Raw genomic sequence first — 15,521 nt, 5'->3', positions numbered from 1 at the left:
GAGAGGCACGGCGACGACCCGCCGGCAGCGGCCGAGCGGGCTACGCCGACGGGCCCTCGCCCGCGGGCGTGTCCGGGCCTCGCCCGGCCAGCTTGGAGTGCCCGTAGGAGTAGCCGAAGTAGATGACCAGGCCGATCAGGAACCAGACCGCGAAGCGGATCCACGTCTCCACCCGCAGGTAGGTGATGAGCCAGAGCGACGCGACGACACCGACCGCAGGGGTGAACGGCATGAGCGGCGTGTGGAAGGCCCGGGGCAGTTCGGGCCGCCGGTAGCGGAGCACGATGACCGCGGTGCACACGACGGCGAAGGCGAGCAGGATCCCGATGTTGGTGAGCTCCGCCGCCTCGCCGATCGGCACGAAGCCCGCGATGGCCGCGGACGCGACACCGACGATCCAGGTGACGCGGGTCGGGACGTGCCGGGTCGGGTGGGTCTTGGCGAACCAGTGCGGCAGCAGTCCGTCACGGCTCATGGAGAACCACACGCGCGTCACGCCGAGCATGAACGTGAACATCACCGTGAGGATGCCGATGATCGCCCCGACCGCGATGAAGTCGGCGATCACCGGCAGCCCGACCGCCTTGAAGGCGGTGGAGAAGCCGCTTTCCGGGTCGATCTCCGTGTAGCTCTGCATGCCGGTGAGGACCAGGCAGGCGAGCACGTACAGCACCATGGAGATGGCCAGCGAGTAGAGGATCGCCTTGGGCATGTGCTGCTGGGCGTCCTTGGACTCCTCCGCCGCCGTGCTCATCGCGTCGTAGCCGAAGACCGCGAAGAAGACCGTGGCCGCGCCGGTGATGGCGCCCCCGACCCCGAAGGGGAAGAACGGCGTGTAGTTGTCGGTGTTGATGTGGAAGAAGCCGACGACGATGACCAGCACCACGACGAGCACCTTGATGGCGACCACCACCGTCTCGAAACGTGCCGCGCTCTTCATGCCCCGGTTGAGCAGGTAGGCCGTGAACAGGCACAGGACCGCCGCGATGAGGTCGAAGCGGTGTCCCTCGCCGGTGCCCGGGGCGCCGAGCATCCAGGTGGGCAGGGCGTTGCCCGTGTCCTCCAGGAGGAAGTTGAAGTACCCGGAGATGCCGATGGCGACCACCGCGACGATGGCCGTGTATTCGAGCAGCAGGTCCCAGCCGATGAACCAGCCGGCCAGCTCGCCGAGGACGGCGTACCCGTAGGTGTAGGCGGAACCGGCCTTCGGGATCATGCCGGCGAACTCCGCGTAGGAGAACGCCGCCGCGGCGCTGGCCACGCCGGCGATGAGGAAGGAGATGAGCACGGCCGGTCCCGCGACGCCGTTGGCGACCGTCCCGGCGAGCGTGAAGATGCCCGCGCCGATGATGCCGCCGACGCCGATCGCCGTGAGCTGCCACAGGCCGAGGGTGCGGGTGAGCTGCTCGCTGGGTGCGCCTTCGGGCTCCTCGATGTGCTCGATCGGTTTACGACGGAGTACGCCCTGCACTGACCACAGCGAGGCCATGTTCCGTTCCTTTCCGCCGGGGGTGACGGCCGCTCATCATCGCGGAACGACCGCCACGGCGGAACTAGGCGCTCCGCCAGCTTGCACGCAGGTGTTCCGTCGCCGGTCCTTCCTCGTCGGGGACGGCGCGCCCCGCCCGCTCCCGGTCGCATCCGGGCGCGGGCGGGGTGACGATGGGAAGGGCCGCTTCCGTTCGCCGGCCCGTGGCCGTTCCGGACGCGCGCGGACGGCGGCCGACGCGGCCTGCCCGGGCGCCGAGCGCGCAGCCGCGGCTTCACGATTCCTCCCGGAGAGGAAGAACCATGTACCGGCACACACGCCTCCTCGTCCTCAGCTCCCTCGCGGCTGCCTCGCTCCTCGCGGCTCCCACGGCCCTCGCAGCGCTTCCCCAGGCCGAGCCGGCCGCCGCTCCGGCTGCGACCTGCTCCGTCTCGGGCGTCCTCGAGAACGGCAAGGTGCACCTCTCCGGCGGCGGCTTCACCCCGGGCCCTGCGTACGTGTACGGATCGGCCGGCTTCGGCGGGACGGTCGAGATCCCGCAGAACGGCGGCTTCCAGATCATGAACGTGCCGCCCGCGCACTACAGCGTCCGGCAGGGCGGCGAGATGACCCGGTGCAGCGGCTTCAACGGCTGAGCACGGGCACGAACGCCGCGTGCGGCAGGGGCCGGTGCCGGCCGGCCGGCCACAGCGCTAGCTGCGTTCCCAGAAGGCGCAGCCGCGTGGGGCGGACGGGGACTCGCCGGTCGGGGTGGGGCAGGGGCGGGGTGTACCGCTCGGAGGGGAGACGCGTTCCCAGTGGGGCGGGGGCTGCGGCGGGCTGGCCGTGCCGTCCAGGTAGAGCGTGACCGCGCCGCCGGCCGCCACCAGCAGCAGCCACACCACCACCGCCCAACGCCAGGTCCGCCGCGCCATCGTCGTACCGCCCCCTCGGCGCCGATCGGCTGCGGTCACGCAGGACCTCCCGTGCCGGGGCTGCTGCCCGTCGAGGGCAGGGCCTCGCGCAGGCGGTCCAGCAGCACCCGGCCCGCGGGACTCGAAGGGCCGTCGGCCCGCCAGGCGAGTGCGACACGGGCGCGGATCCCGGGGCGGACGATGGTCAGCGTCCGGAGGGGACCGTCGGCGACCGGGTCGCCGCCCTCGGCCGCCGGCAGCACCGCGACGCCCAGGCCGCGGGCCGCAAGCTGGGCCAGGACGTGGGGGGATGCCGCCTCGAAGGAGACGCGGGGGCGGAATCCCTCCTGGGCGCAGGCGCGTTCGAGGGCGGCGCGCACTCCGGTGCCGCGCGGCAGGCAGATCAGTGCTCGGTCGCGGAGTGCTGCCAGTTCGACGGTCGTCCGGCCGGGCGCGGCACGCAACAGCGGGTCCTCGGGCGCCGCGGCGACCCCCAGCGGGCTGTCGACGACCGTGTGGAGGGACAGGCCGGGCGGGGGTCCTTCATCGGTCGGACCGAGGAGGGCCACGTCGAGCTCACCGGCCAGGAGTGCGGCCTGCATCCGCTCCGAGGTGTCCTCGGTGAGGGCGATCTCCAGGGCGGGATGGGCGTCGCAGAAGTCGGCGAGGAACGAGGCGATGTCGAAGGCGTGGCCGGTGGCCCCGGAGACCGTTCCGAGGGTGACCCGTCCGCGCAGCAGGCCCGAGTACGCGTCGGCCGTCTGCCGCACCGCGTCCGCCGCGGCGAGCGCGGCCCGCGCGTACGGCAGGACGGCCCGACCCGTCTCGGTGAGAGTCACCGACCGGTGCGAGCGGTCGAGCAACGGCTGGCCCAGCTCCCGTTCCAACTGCCGGATCTGGGCGCTGAGGCCGGACTGGGCCAGGTGCAGTCGGGCGGCGGCGCGGGTGAACCCGCCCTCCTCGACGACGGTGACCAGATAGCGCAGCTGGCGAAGCTCCATGACTGGTCATGCTAGATGGCAGCACGACCATCTGTTGGACACATGGATCGGCCGCTTGCAGGCCTGATCGCATGACGAACGCCGCACGAAGCAGGGGCGGGCGGTCCGGTCTTGCCCTTCGATCCGCGGGGACCGGTCTTGCCCTTCGGCCCACGCGGGCCGGTGGGGCCGGTGGGGCCGGCGATGCACTTGGCCTTCTGATCGGGGCCCGACCGCTCTCCCGTCACCCCGACGTCCCGCCGGGGCCCGGAGGGCTTGCACGTGTCCCCGCCCACCGGAACCGTGCCCGCGGGGCTGCTGGTCGAGCCCGGCGCCGCGGCCGCTACCACGGGAAGGCGGACCCCGGACAGCGCGAGGGCGAGCACGGCCAGGCAGCCGCCCGCCAGTTGACGTGCCCGTCCGGGCAGCGGCCCCAGGACACTCCTGGCCGGCCTGCCGACAGGACCCATGTCCGCTCCTCGCGCCACCCGGACAACCGGATCGGATGATGGCCTGCAAGCGACCTCATCCTGAGAGGAACCGTCCGGCGAGTCGCCGCCGCCTCGCCCGTGCGTCAGCTCTCCGGCCCCACGGGAACGGCCGCTCGGGCGCCTACGGCGCACCTCCGGCAGGCCGGGCGGGCCGCGAGGTCCTCGCCGCGTTCGTTCCCCGACACCGCCTCGTTGCCCCGACAGCCGGTGTCGTTACGGAGTCGGCCGCCCGTTCGGCGTAGTGCGGGAGGCGGGGAAGGCGCAGGTACGGGCCGGTGCACCGGGCCGTTCTCCGGTTTGCGGACCGGGTGTTGGCGCGCCCGGCCACGACGCTCCGTCAAGGCGGTGTTGACCGTTGGCTCCTGCAAGGGAGAGTTACGGATACGTCCGCATTGGGCAACACGCGCCCTGGGCGCGCCGTGCGGCGGTGGGAGCGGGCCAGAGTGTGGCTCCTCGGCAGAACGCCGGGAACCGCACGACAGTCCGTCCGGCGCGCCCTCGTCGGCCGGACGGGCTGGCCTTTCGAAGGAGTCACCCGTTATGTTTTTCGCGGTCCTGCAATGGGGCCGCTGGCCTCCGGGCCCGGTATGACTGTGTCCCCTCTGTCGAACGGATGACCTGGGGGGTGGTGTCGCCGGGCCCGGCAGGTGCCGTCGGAGACGCTGATGAGAGACCCGGCCACCGTCCGGTCCGGCGCAATGCCGGGCAGATACGTGGGCGGCAGGTCTGCATAACGTGGATGCGCGAGCACGGTGCCACCGCCGAGGCCGGCACGGTCAACACCTGCGGAAGGTTGCGATGTTAGACACCGAAGGCATAGGCGTCTTCCTCGGGATGGACGTCGGCAAGACCGCCCACCACGGCCACGGGCTCACCCCGGCCGGGAAGAAGGTCTTCGACAAGCCGATGCCCAACAGCGAACCGAAGCTGCGGGCCGTCTTCGACAAGCTCAAAGCCAAGTTCGGCAGCGTCCTGGTGATCGTGGACCAGCCCGCCTCGATCGGGGCTCTCCCGCTGACCGTCGCCCGCGACGCCGGCTGCGAGGTCGCCTATCTGCCCGGACTGGCGATGCGGCGGATCGCCGACCTGTATCCGGGGGAGGCGAAGACCGACGCGAAGGACGCGGCGGTGATCGCGGACGCGGCCCGCACCATGCCCCACACCCTGCGTTCACTGGAGCTGACCGACGAGATCACCGCCGAGCTGACCGTCCTGACCGGCTTCGACCAGGACCTCGCCGCCGAGGCCACCCGCACCAGCAACCGGATACGCGGCCTGCTCACCCAGTTCCACCCGTCGCTGGAGCGCGTGCTCGGACCGCGACTGGACCACCCCGCCGTCACCTGGCTCCTGGAGCGCTACGGATCCCCGGCCGCACTGCGCAAGGCCGGCCGCCGCAGACTCGTCGAGGTAATCCGGCCCAAGGCCCCGCGCATGGCCGACAGGCTGATCGACGACATCTTCAACGCCCTCGACGAACAGACCGTCGTCGTCCCCGGCACGGGCACCCTCGACGTGGTCATCCCCTCGCTGGCCCGCGCGCTCGCCGCGGTCCACGAACAGCGCCGAGCCCTGGAAACCCAGATCAACACCCTGCTGGAGGCCCACCCTCTTCACCCGGTCCTGACCTCGATGCCCGGAGTCGGAGTCAGGACCGCCGCCGTCCTGCTGGTCACCGTCGGCGACGGGACCGGCTTCCCCACCGCCAGCCACCTCGCCTCCTACGCCGGCCTCGCCCCCACCACCAGGTCGTCAGGGACCTCGATCCACGGCGAACACGCACCCAGAGGCGGAAACCGGCAGCTCAAACGCGCCATGTTCCTCTCCGCCTTCGCCTGCATGAACGCCGACCCCGCCTCACGCACCTACTACGACCGGCAACGAGCACGCGGCAAAACCCACACCCAAGCCCTCCTCCGACTCGCCCGCCAACGCATCAGCGTCCTCTTCGCCATGCTCCGCGACGGCACCTTCTACGAATCCCGACCCCCCACCGTCACCCTCGCCGCATAACCACCCCAAACAACCCAAACCCGGCACCGCACCCTTGACGAAGGACATAGAGACACCCCCCCATGTCTGCTTCTTTTGCCACGCGTCGTCTCCTCGCCGCAGTCCTGGCCGCCGGCGCCGTGGTCGGTGCGGCCGCAGTGCCGGCCGCCGCGCACGAGGGCGACCGGCGCGACCACCGCGGCCGGTACTCCTCGATCGTCATCGGTGACGTGCAGTACGCGGGCAGCCGCGGTCGCGGCAACCGGGACCTGAACCGCGAGTGGGTCGAGGTGGAGAACACCGGCCGCCACTCCGTCGAACTGCGCGGGTTCACCCTCACCGACCGCGACGGCAACCGCTACCGCTTCGACCGCCTCCGCCTCGACGGGCGTTCCGCCGTCAGGGTCCACACCGGCCACGGCCGCGACACCCACGGCGACGTCTACCAGAACCGCCGCCAGCAGGTGTGGGACGAGCGGGACTCCGCGACCCTCCGCGACGACCGCGGGAACGTCCTCGACACCGAGTCCTGGGGCGGGCGCGAGGACCGGGACGGCCGCAACAACCGCAACGCCCGCGACAGCCGCCATGAGCCCGACGCCCGTGACAGCCGCCACGCCCGCAACGCCCGTGACAGCCGCGAAAGCCGCGACGATCGTGGTGGCCGCGAAAGCCGCAACGACCGTAGGGGCCACCGCGGCTGACGTCGGCCCGGTCGGCGGCGGCCCGCGGTGAGGGCTGCCGCTCACGCTCCCACCCTTCGAACGGGGTGCCCCCGCGGCACCCCGTTCTCGCGTTGCCCGCGTTCGCTCCCGCGCCGCGACGCGTCAGGCGCCGCCGCGCGTCTCGGCCTGCGCCCAGGCCAGATAGGCCTCCGAGGCCCCGGTCGTCGGCAGCACCACCCATTGCGGCACCTCGTACGAGTGGCGCGCGTGCACCCATTCCCGCAAGTGTTCCACCCGGTCCTCGGTGGTCTTGAAGGAGACCCGGTACTCCCTCTCGTGCTGCACCTCGCCCTTCCACCAGTAGAAGGCGGTCATGCGCGCGTCGACGTGGGCCCCGGCGGCCAGCCGGGCCCCCACCGCGCCGCGCGCGAGCTCGTACGCCCTCGACTCGTCGTCCTCCGTGGTCTGCACGATCACGATCGGGTTCCCGCCGTCCGCCACGCTCCGCCTCCTCCTGGTCCGGTGCCCCGACTCTAGCCACGGCGGCCGAGCGGCGCCGGATCCGCGCCTCGTACCGGTCAGTCGCCGGTGGCGGCGCCGAGACCGCGCAGCAGGACGTCCAGGGTGAGGTCCGTCGCCTCGGACAAGGGGGTTTCCTCCAGGAGGGCGGCTACCGCGAGCGTCGCCAGGCCGTGCAGCACGGAGAAGGCGACCTGGGCCAGGCGGCCCGGATCGTCCGCCCGCACGAGGCCTTCGCGCTGGCCTTCGGCGATCAGCTCGGCGGCGATCTCCAGGCTGCGGTGTCCGAGTTCGCGCAGTTCCGCGCTGGAGTCGTCGGAGTGTTTGACGGTGAACATGAACTCCAGCAGTGGCGCGTGCGTGACGGCGAAGTCCACGTACGCACGCCCCAGCGCCTCCAGCCGGGCCGGTACGGGGCCGGGGGCCGCGGCCGCGGCGCGCAGGCGGTCGTTCAGCCGGGTGAAGCCGTTGACGGCGAGGGCGTCGAGCAGGGCCCGGCGGTCGCGGAAGTGCCGGGACGGTGCGGCGTGGCTGACGCCGAGCTCGCGGGCGAGGGCGCGCAGGGACAGGCCCTCGGCGCCGGAGGTCACGAGGACGTGCTCCGCCCTTTCCAGCAGCGCGGCCCTGAGGTTGCCGTGGTGGTAGGACCCGTCGGCCAAGGCAGCCCCTCCTTCCAATGTTGTCATTGACTACAATGCTGTCTCTGTCTACATTCGATTATGGACCAGCCGCCCTGAGAGGGAGTAGCTCGCGATGACCATGACGTACAGGAACACCACGGCCCTCATCACCGGGGCGAGCGCCGGCCTCGGTGTCGAGTTCGCCCGCCAGTGGGCCGCGCGCGGCGCCGACCTCGTGCTGGCTGCCCGCCGTCTCGACCGCCTGGAGACGCTCGCCGCCGACCTGCAGGACCGGTACGGCATCAAGGCCCACGCCATCGCCGCGGACCTGGCGCAGCCCGGTGCCGCGACCGCGCTGCGCGCCGGGATATCGGCCCGCGGCCTGTCGGTCCAGACGCTGATCAACAACGCGGGCTTCGGCAGCCACGGCGCCGTCGCCGATCAGGACCCCGCGCAGATGGAGGAGATGATCCGGCTGAACGTGCTGGCCGTCACGGAGCTGACCCGGGCGTTCCTGCCCGACCTGGTCTCCGACGGCCGCGGCGCGCTGGTCAACATCGCCAGTGTCGCCGCGTACCAGCCCACGCCGGCCATGGCCGTCTACGGCGCGACCAAGGCGTTCGTCCTGAACTTCACCGAGGCCGTCGCGTACGAGACGCGCGACTCGTCGCTGCGCGTCCTCGCCGTCTCGCCGGGGCCCGTGAGCACCGAGTTCTTCGACGTCGTCGGCAGCCGTGACGCGGCCGTCGGCCGGATGGCCACGCCCGAGCAGGTCGTGACCGCCGCACGCCGGGCGCTGGAGAGCCGGTCGACCCCGCCCAGCGTCGTCGTCGGGCTGAGCAACCGGCTCTCCGCGCTGGCCTCGGCGCTCGCGCCCCGCCGTGCGGCGCTTGCGGTGGCCGGGCGCGCCCTGAAGGCCTGACGGCCGGCGCGCGAGGGCCGAAGGGGCCGGCCGCCCCTCGCTCGGCGGCGTCGCTCGGCGCCTCGTTCGTCGCCTCCGTCCGCGGCGTCGCCGAGCGGAGTCAGCCGGCCAGCCGGGCCGGGGTGGCGGCTGCGCCGTCCGTTCTCTCGTAGCCGGTCATCCGCACCGGTTCGGTCCCGGTCGCACCGTGTCGTGCGGCCCAGTTCCCGAGCGCGGCCCGGCAGGCGTGGTCCAGGTGCCGGACGGCCGTCAGGTCGAGCTCGATGGGCCTGTCCTTCGGCAGCGCCTCCAGGGTCTGCAGGATGCGGGGCAGGCGGAGGAACGTGGCGTTGCCGGACAGGGTCACCACGATCCGGCCGCCGGTGAGGGCGTGGGTCTCGACGTGGACGTGGGAGGTCTCCCACGCCGACTTCGCCACCGCCAGCACGAGCCCCAGCATCACGCCTTCGAACATGCTGGTCGCCAGGATGGCGACGGCCGTGGTGACGAGGACGGCGAGCTCGCCGCGGTGCCCGCGCCACAGCACGGCGAGCTCCTTGACGGGGATCAGCTTGCAGCCCGCGTGGACGAGTACGCCGGCGAGGGCCGCGAGCGGGATGATGCCGATCGCCGCCGGTAGGAGCGCGGTGAACATCAGCAGCCACAGCCCGTGCAGGATGCGGGAGGCTCTGGTCTTCGCGCCCGCCTGGACGTTGGCGGAGCTGCGGACGATGACGGCGGTCATCGGCAGAGCGCCGAGTGCGCCGCACACGGTGTTGCCGATGCCCTGGGCCACGAGTTCCTTGTCGTAGTGCGTGCGCGGTCCGTCGTGCATCCGGTCGACCGCGGCCGCGCTGAACAGCGATTCGGCCGAGGCGATCAGGGCGAAGCCGAGGACCGTGCCGATTACGGCGGCGCTGCCCAGGGAGGCGAGGTCGCCCATGGCGGGCGGCCGGATCGCCTCCAGGAGCCCTTGCACCCGCACGCTGGCGACCTCCAGGTCGAGGAGCGCCGTGGTGGCGGTGGCGAGGGCGACGGCGGCCAGCGCGGCGGGCACCAGCCGCACCTTGGCGGGCAGCCTCTGCCACCCCACGAGGACGGCGATGGTGCCCAGACCGACCGCGAAGGAGGTCAGCACGGTGCCGTCGGAGGCGATCTCCCCCGCCAGGCCGGCTGTTCCGAGGACCTTCTCCGGGCCCGAGCGCGGCTGTTCGACGCCGGCCATGGTGTAGAGCTGTCCGAAGACGAGCACGAGTCCGATGCCGGCCAGCATGCCGTGCACGACGGAGACGGAGATGGCACGGAACCAGCGGCCGAACCGCAGCAGGCCGAGACCGATCTGGAGCAGCCCGCTCGCCAGGACGATGCCGCCGAGCATGCCGAGGCCGAACTCCCGTACGGCCTCGAAGACGAGTACGGTCAGGCCAGCTGCCGGGCCGCTGACCTGCAGGGCGCTTCCGGGCAGGAAGCCCACCACCAGGCCGCCGACGATGCCGGTGATCAGGCCGAGCTCGGCGGGTACGCCCGAGGCCACGGCCACGCCCACGCACAGCGGCAGGGCCACGAGGAACACCACGAGTGAGGCGAGCACGTCCCGCCGTACGGCAGCGCCGTCCCTGGCGGCCGCGAGCACGGGCGCCCACCCTTTCGCGTTCGTGCCGGGCCGGTTCACAGGGCACCGAACGCCGGGCCGCCGGCTTGCGCCCGGTGGACCCTGACCGACCCGGTGTGGACCTCGTCGTACCGGGCCTGCAGCCCGAGCCGGCCCGTCTCGACGCCTTCCCGCACGCAGGGGTGGCCGTGCAGGGTCTCCAACTGCACCTGGGCGTGGGCCTGCACGGCCTCCGCGACGTCGGACGGTTTCTCCACCAGGGAGCAGACGGACGCGTCCGGGGGTACGGCCTGGTCCAGCCGGTCGCGGACGTCTTCGGGGTGCCGGGGGTCGGCCACGTGGGTGGCCGAGAAGGAGCGCGCGTTGTCGATCAATGACTTCATGATGGCCTGCCTCCTGCGCCTGCGCGGCTTCCGCCGGGGCGCGGTGTGGTCGGGTCGGGTCGGTCGAGTGGCGTGGGTGGGCGCGCCGGGGGCACGTCGGAGCCGTGCCCTCGGGCATGTGCCGCACCCTGCCGCGGCACAGCGTGGTTCGCAGCCGCAACTTGCACTTTACCATCACATTGCCTTGCGGTGACAGCTCAGTTGTTGTCATAACCCATACAAAACGCGGCAGTTGATGGCGCAATTGCTGCACCACTCGCCCCCTCCGCGAGGTGGACGGGCGCCTCACTTCGCACCAGGAAGCAAGGCGGCGCACACGCATCACCAAGCGTAACAGGGTGATCTCACACCGTGTCAATCCGACCGCCGTGCGGCTGAATCGTCGTCAACAGCCCCTCGGGGAAGCGGCGTTGCATCTCAACTTGATAACGAGACCACACCGGACGCAGCCCGGGGCTCGCCTATTACAGTCAACTCCACCGATTCACAAGTGACTTGACGGATCATCATTTCTTGCCGGAAGGTAACGTTCAGGCATCTGCGGGTCCGTTCCCGTTTGTCCGAATTCGTCGCCGCGGCGGTCTGGCAGGCTTTCGGCACCCCACTCCTCCGACCTTGGCCGTCGAGCTGAGCGAACAGCCCTGGGGGGCTCATGCGTAGATCCAGAAGCCTGACCGCCGCCCTCGTCCTGTCACTGGCCGGCGCCGGAACGGGGCTGGGCCTGGTGCTGATGCCCCAGGCGTCCGCCATCACCCCGCCGGTGGCGTTCACGGCCGACAACCTGCCGACCTGGCAGACCAACGGGATCGTCTGGGCGATGGCGCAGGCGAACGGTACCGTCTTCGCCGGCGGCACCTTCTCGGCGGTCCGCCCGCCCGTCGGCGGTTCCGGCGCCGAGCGGGAGGCGGTGAACTTCGTCGCCCTCGACGCGGCGACGGGCAACCCCACCTCCTGCAAGCTGGCGTTCACCATCGGCGAGGGCACGGCGACCGTGCGGACGCTGGCCGTCTCGAAGGACAAGAAGACCCTCTACGCGGGCGGCTCCTTCGGCGCCGTCAACGGCGTACCGGTGTCCAACGTCGCCGCGATCGACATCGCCGGGTGCACTCCGAAGCCGGCCTTCCGGCCGGGCTTCGCGGCCACCGTACGCGGACTCGCCGTCACCGGCGACACCCTGTACGCGGCCGGCGACTTCAACACCGTCCAGGGCCAGCCCCGCCAGAAGTTCGCCGCGGTCGACGCCGCCACGGGCGCGGTGAAGCCCTTCACCGCCAACGCCGACGAGCCGGGCCGGGCGATCGAGCTCACGCCCGACGGCAGGAACGTGCTGCTCGGCGGCGACTTCTTCACCGTCAACGGCTCCAGCAGCCACGCCCTCGCCGTGGCGGACGCCTCCTCCGGCGCCGTGAAGAAGAGCTACGGGAGCGCGTTCCACCCCCTGTCGGTGGTCATGGACATCGCCACCGACGCCAACGGCTTCTACACCGGCAACCAGGGCAACGGCGGCGGCGTCTTCGACGGCCGCACCGGATTCGACCTGAGCGACTTCAAAGAGAAGTGGCGCGACCGCTGCCTCGGCGCCACCCAGCAGGTCCTGCCGTACGACGGCGTGCTCTACAGCTCCTCGCACGCGCACAACTGCTCCACCGAGATGGAGTTCCCGGAGGAGGGCAAGCGCCGCTACCTGATGGCGCAGCCCACCGCGCACAGGGACGGCGCCGCCCCGGCTCCGGTCGACGGGTTCGTCCGCGGCCCGCGCAAGCTCGGCTGGTTCCCCGCCGTCAACGGGGGGATCGGGGAGGGCGTCGGCCCGCGCGTCATGGCCGTGGCGGAGAAGGGCGACACGAAGTACATGTGGGTCGGCGGTGAGTTCACCACCGTCAACGGCGTCGAGCAGCAGGCCCTGACCCGCTTCGCCTCCACCGGCGACCGCGGCGCCCCGACCACGCCGGTCGCGAGCGCCGACAGCGTGAAGCCCGGCGAGGCCCAGGTGCGCTGGCGGACCAGCTACGACGCGGACGACAGCAAGCTGACGTACCGCATCTACCGCAACGGCTCCAGCACCCCGGTCCACACCATGACCGCAGACTCCCTGGAGTTCGAGCGGCCGCAGGCCTCCTGGACCGACACCACGGTCAAGGCCGGCCAGTCCTACACCTACCGGATCACCGCCACCGACGCCGCCGGCAACACCAGCGCGCTGTCGGCCACCGCCTCCGTGACCGTCCCGAGCACGCAGCAGGCCTACCCGGCCCAGGTCCGCGCCGACGGCGCCCAGCTGTACTGGCGCTACGACGACACCGTCAGCCCGTACGTGGCCGACTCCTCGGACGGCGGCAACACCAGCGGCGTCCAGGTCAACGCCCCGGCCCTGCGCCAGACGCCGGGCGCGACCAGCGGCGCGAGCACGGCGATGGGCTTCAACGGCACCAGCCAGCAGGTCCACAGCGACCACCACCAGACGGTCCCGGGCACTTACAGCATCGAGACCTGGTTCAGGACGAACAGCACGCGCGGCGGCAAGCTCGTCGGCTTCGGCAACAACACGAAGAACACCAGCGGCGCCTACGACAAGCACGTCTACCTGACCGATGCCGGACGCCTGGTGTTCGGGGTGTACAACGGCTCGACCCGGACGATCGCGACCAGTGCGTTCGAGAGGTACAACGACGACAAGTGGCACCACGTGGTCGCCACCCAGGGCCCGTCCGGCATGGCCCTGTACGTCGACGGCCAGAACAAGGGCACGCTCAACGTCACCGACACCACTCCGTACACGGGCTACTGGCACGTCGGCGGCGACAACCTGAACGGCTGGCCGAACCGCCCCACGAGCGACATGTTCGCCGGCCAGATCGACGAGACGGCCGTCTACCCGAAGGTCCTCACCGCAGCCCAGGTCAAGAACCACTTCGACCTGGCGAAGGCCCCGTCCGACACGGTCTCCAAGGTCACCGCGACCGAGGACACCTACGTCAACCAGGGCGCGCCGAGCGCCGCCAACGGCACCGCCACCTCGCTGGCCGTCCGCGGCACCCAGGGCTACGAGACGTACCTGCGGTTCAACGTGCCGGCCGCGCCGGCCGGGCAGGTCCTGAAGTCCGCCGTCCTCCAGGTCAAGACCTCGACCCAGGCCGGTGCCGGCACCGCCGACACCGTCTCCGTGGTCCCGGTCACCGGCACCTGGAGCGGCGACACCACCACGTACACCACCAGGCCCGCCGTGGGCACCACCCCGCTGGGAACCTTCGCCGCCATCCCGGACGGCTCGGCCCTGCACAGCGCCCAGCTGGACACCGCCGCGGTCTCGGCCCTGCTGGGTGGCAGCCGCGGCCTCGCGCTGACCGGCAAGGGCACCGACCCGCTGTGGATCTGGTCCAGGGAGTCGACCGCCGCGGACGCCGCTCCGCAGCTGATCCTCACCTTCGGCCCGAAGTAACCACACGGGGAACGCATGGTGCGGGGCCCGGCCGTCCGACGGCCGGGCCCCGCGCCGTGCGCGCTTCAACTTCCCCTTCCGTCAGTGTCCACGGCTCGGCGGAACCGCCTGACAGCCGCGCCCGCGCACGGGACGTTGGCGGCGCAGCTACGACGGAAGGACCACATGCCGCAGTACGCCAGCAGCGACGAAGAAGCGGACAGGGACCTCAGGGCCTACTGCCTGCTGGTCAGGATCGCCGGGGTGCGCTTCAACATGCACGGCGACATCGACGGGTGACCGGCCCGGCCGGCGCGGCCCGCAGCAGCACGGCCGCGTCGGCCCGGCGGCGTGCCCGTCCGCGGTCCCGCCTCACCTGTTCGAGGTGCGGCGTCGTGCGAACGCGTCACTGCGTTTGCGCCGCGCCGTCGCACGGACAGGCTGGAAGGCGACGCAGCGGACGGCAGACGGCGAGGGGCGATGATCGTATCGGTGATGTCCATGCCGGCCGGCACCATGACGCGTACCCATCCGTCCGAGGCACGCAAGCGGCTCGCGACGTCCCCGTTCCTGCTCGTGGACGTGGCACTGCCCGAGAGGCACTCGTCCTCGGAGCAGCCGCTCGTCCGCCTGCTGGGGTTGGGGATCGCGGGACTGGACTGGCTCGGCCGGGAGGGAGAGTCCGCCCGGGCCGAGTTCCTCGGGGACGCCGCCGTGTTCGTCCTGCCCGCGGTCGAGGCGGGCGAGGTCGTCCACGTCCACGCCGTGGCGACCGAGAGGTACCTGCTCACGGTGCACCGGGGCGCGACCGGGCTGATGGCGAGCTTCACCGGCCGGTTCCCGCACGAGCGTCCGCCGGACGCGGTGGCCATGCTGTTCCTCCTGCTCGACGAGGCCCTGGAGACCTACCGCCGGTCCGCCGTCCAGGGGCTGCTGACCGCGGAGGACCTGGAGGACGAGATGTTCCGCAAGAGGCAGCCCGAGCAGGTCTACCGCCTGTCACAGCTGCGACGCCACGCGGCCCTCCTGCACCACACGCTCCTTCCCTACACGCAGGTGGTGGAGGAGACGATCTCCCGCCGCATGCTGAGTTCGGGCTTCCCGCAGCCGCGGCAGCGGCTCGCGCGCGAGTACCAGCGCACGGCGCGCTTGACGCTCACCGACATCGATTCGTTCCAGGAATCGGCCCGGCGCGCCTTCGCCAGCTACTCCTCCCTGGTGTCCGGTGACCAGAACGGCGTGATCAACCGCCTGGCGATCGTGTCGACGATCTTCCTGCCGCTGACCTTCGTGACGGGGTTCTTCGGCATGAACTTCGCCTATCTGACGAGCGAACTGGAGAGCAGGGCGGTGTTCTGGCTGCTCGCCGTCGGGTTGCAGGTGCTCTTCCTGCTCGCCGCGCTCTACGTGCTGCACCGGACCGGACTGTGGCGCAGGCTCCAGGACGAGGACGCCCACCTCGACGACCACTAGCCGGGCGGTCAGGGGACGGCGCGAACGGCCCGGGGGCGCGGGCGGGCGTCGGGTGCGGCCTGGCCCGGTCCGGGTCGAGCCGGGC

The 15,521-nt window shown here is 71.8% G+C and carries 13 protein-coding genes; 6 read left to right on the top strand and 7 right to left on the bottom strand.

The annotated features are described in order from the left end of the window. Positions 1-40: 40 nt before the first annotated feature. Positions 41-1,489, bottom strand: a complete 1,449-nt coding sequence (locus ACSHWO_RS32965; RefSeq protein WP_385848177.1) for an amino acid permease — start codon at positions 1,487-1,489, stop codon at positions 41-43. A gap of 302 nt (positions 1,490-1,791) precedes the next feature. On the opposite strand from ACSHWO_RS32965, the gene ACSHWO_RS32960 reads away from it, so the two are divergent. Then, the gene (locus ACSHWO_RS32960; protein WP_438317983.1) at positions 1,792-2,124 is read left to right on the top strand and encodes a hypothetical protein; all 333 of its coding nucleotides are present in this window, start codon (positions 1,792-1,794) and stop codon (positions 2,122-2,124) included. A 57-nt stretch (positions 2,125-2,181) separates the two neighbouring features. On the opposite strand, the gene ACSHWO_RS32955 is transcribed toward ACSHWO_RS32960, so the two are convergent. Both ACSHWO_RS32955 and ACSHWO_RS32950 read right to left on the bottom strand, forming a co-directional pair. Continuing rightward, on the bottom strand, positions 2,182-2,442 hold the full coding sequence (locus ACSHWO_RS32955) for a hypothetical protein (protein WP_438317980.1): 261 nt from the start codon (positions 2,440-2,442) through the stop codon (positions 2,182-2,184). Then, complete coding sequence (locus ACSHWO_RS32950; protein WP_385848171.1) at positions 2,439-3,383, bottom strand: LysR family transcriptional regulator; 945 nt, start codon at positions 3,381-3,383, stop codon at positions 2,439-2,441. The genes ACSHWO_RS32955 and ACSHWO_RS32950 overlap by 4 nt, the downstream gene beginning before the upstream one ends. A 1,268-nt stretch (positions 3,384-4,651) precedes the next feature. On the opposite strand from ACSHWO_RS32950, the gene ACSHWO_RS32945 reads away from it, so the two are divergent. Both ACSHWO_RS32945 and ACSHWO_RS32940 read left to right on the top strand, forming a co-directional pair. Next, on the top strand, positions 4,652-5,866 hold the full coding sequence (locus ACSHWO_RS32945; RefSeq protein ID WP_438309567.1) for an IS110 family transposase: 1,215 nt from the start codon (positions 4,652-4,654) through the stop codon (positions 5,864-5,866). A 62-nt stretch (positions 5,867-5,928) separates the two neighbouring features. After that, a complete protein-coding gene (locus ACSHWO_RS32940; protein WP_438317977.1) occupies positions 5,929-6,549 on the top strand; it encodes a lamin tail domain-containing protein in 621 nt (206 codons plus the stop codon). A gap of 123 nt (positions 6,550-6,672) precedes the next feature. Here ACSHWO_RS32940 and cutA read toward each other — a convergent pair whose 3' ends face one another. Continuing rightward, positions 6,673-7,011 carry a divalent-cation tolerance protein CutA gene (cutA, locus tag ACSHWO_RS32935; RefSeq protein ID WP_438317974.1) on the bottom strand — a complete coding sequence of 113 codons (339 nt, stop codon included), beginning with the start codon at positions 7,009-7,011 and terminating at the stop codon, positions 6,673-6,675. Between the two features lie 77 nt (positions 7,012-7,088). Further along, entirely contained in the window at positions 7,089-7,688 is a 600-nt protein-coding gene (locus ACSHWO_RS32930) for a TetR/AcrR family transcriptional regulator (RefSeq protein WP_438317971.1), read from the bottom strand. Positions 7,689-7,782: 94 nt separating this feature from the next. On the opposite strand from ACSHWO_RS32930, the gene ACSHWO_RS32925 reads away from it, so the two are divergent. After that, positions 7,783-8,571, top strand: a complete 789-nt coding sequence (locus ACSHWO_RS32925; protein WP_385848160.1) for an SDR family NAD(P)-dependent oxidoreductase — start codon at positions 7,783-7,785, stop codon at positions 8,569-8,571. A gap of 100 nt (positions 8,572-8,671) precedes the next feature. Here the strand turns inward: ACSHWO_RS32925 and ACSHWO_RS32920 are convergent, their stop codons facing one another. Then, positions 8,672-10,183: a SulP family inorganic anion transporter gene (locus ACSHWO_RS32920; protein WP_385848156.1), complete on the bottom strand. Its 1,512-nt coding sequence runs from the start codon at positions 10,181-10,183 to the stop codon at positions 8,672-8,674. Positions 10,184-10,218: 35 nt separating this feature from the next. Next, positions 10,219-10,545: a hypothetical protein gene (locus ACSHWO_RS32915; protein WP_438317966.1), complete on the bottom strand. Its 327-nt coding sequence runs from the start codon at positions 10,543-10,545 to the stop codon at positions 10,219-10,221. A 652-nt stretch (positions 10,546-11,197) separates the two neighbouring features. Here ACSHWO_RS32915 and ACSHWO_RS32910 point away from each other — a divergent pair. Next, positions 11,198-13,984, top strand: a complete 2,787-nt coding sequence (locus ACSHWO_RS32910) for a LamG-like jellyroll fold domain-containing protein (RefSeq protein ID WP_438317963.1) — start codon at positions 11,198-11,200, stop codon at positions 13,982-13,984. 474 nt (positions 13,985-14,458) lie between these two features. After that, the gene (locus ACSHWO_RS32905) at positions 14,459-15,436 is read left to right on the top strand and encodes a magnesium transporter CorA family protein (RefSeq protein WP_438317960.1); all 978 of its coding nucleotides are present in this window, start codon (positions 14,459-14,461) and stop codon (positions 15,434-15,436) included. Positions 15,437-15,521 lie beyond the last annotated feature (85 nt).

The sequence above is a fragment of the Streptomyces pallidus (ex Mingjun et al. 2026) genome (genome assembly GCF_051550185.1).
GTDB lineage: Bacteria > Actinomycetota > Actinomycetes > Streptomycetales > Streptomycetaceae > Streptomyces.
The sequence above is the reverse complement of the archived record's forward strand: the minus strand, read 5'-3'. Positions and strand labels throughout refer to the sequence as shown.

What these genes read in the sequence shown, in the direction of transcription:
- ACSHWO_RS32965 (WP_385848177.1), bottom strand. Translation starts at nt 1,489, where the DNA reads ATGGCCTCGCTGTGGTCAGTGCAGGGCGTACTCCGTCGTAAACCGATC.
- ACSHWO_RS32960 (WP_438317983.1), top strand. Translation starts at nt 1,792, where the DNA reads ATGTACCGGCACACACGCCTCCTCGTCCTCAGCTCCCTCGCGGCTGCC.
- ACSHWO_RS32950 (WP_385848171.1), bottom strand. Translation starts at nt 3,383, where the DNA reads ATGGAGCTTCGCCAGCTGCGCTATCTGGTCACCGTCGTCGAGGAGGGC.
- ACSHWO_RS32945 (WP_438309567.1), top strand. Translation starts at nt 4,652, where the DNA reads ATGTTAGACACCGAAGGCATAGGCGTCTTCCTCGGGATGGACGTCGGC.
- ACSHWO_RS32940 (WP_438317977.1), top strand. Translation starts at nt 5,929, where the DNA reads ATGTCTGCTTCTTTTGCCACGCGTCGTCTCCTCGCCGCAGTCCTGGCC.
- ACSHWO_RS32925 (WP_385848160.1), top strand. Translation starts at nt 7,783, where the DNA reads ATGACCATGACGTACAGGAACACCACGGCCCTCATCACCGGGGCGAGC.
- ACSHWO_RS32915 (WP_438317966.1), bottom strand. Translation starts at nt 10,545, where the DNA reads ATGAAGTCATTGATCGACAACGCGCGCTCCTTCTCGGCCACCCACGTG.
- ACSHWO_RS32910 (WP_438317963.1), top strand. Translation starts at nt 11,198, where the DNA reads ATGCGTAGATCCAGAAGCCTGACCGCCGCCCTCGTCCTGTCACTGGCC.
- ACSHWO_RS32905 (WP_438317960.1), top strand. Translation starts at nt 14,459, where the DNA reads ATGTCCATGCCGGCCGGCACCATGACGCGTACCCATCCGTCCGAGGCA.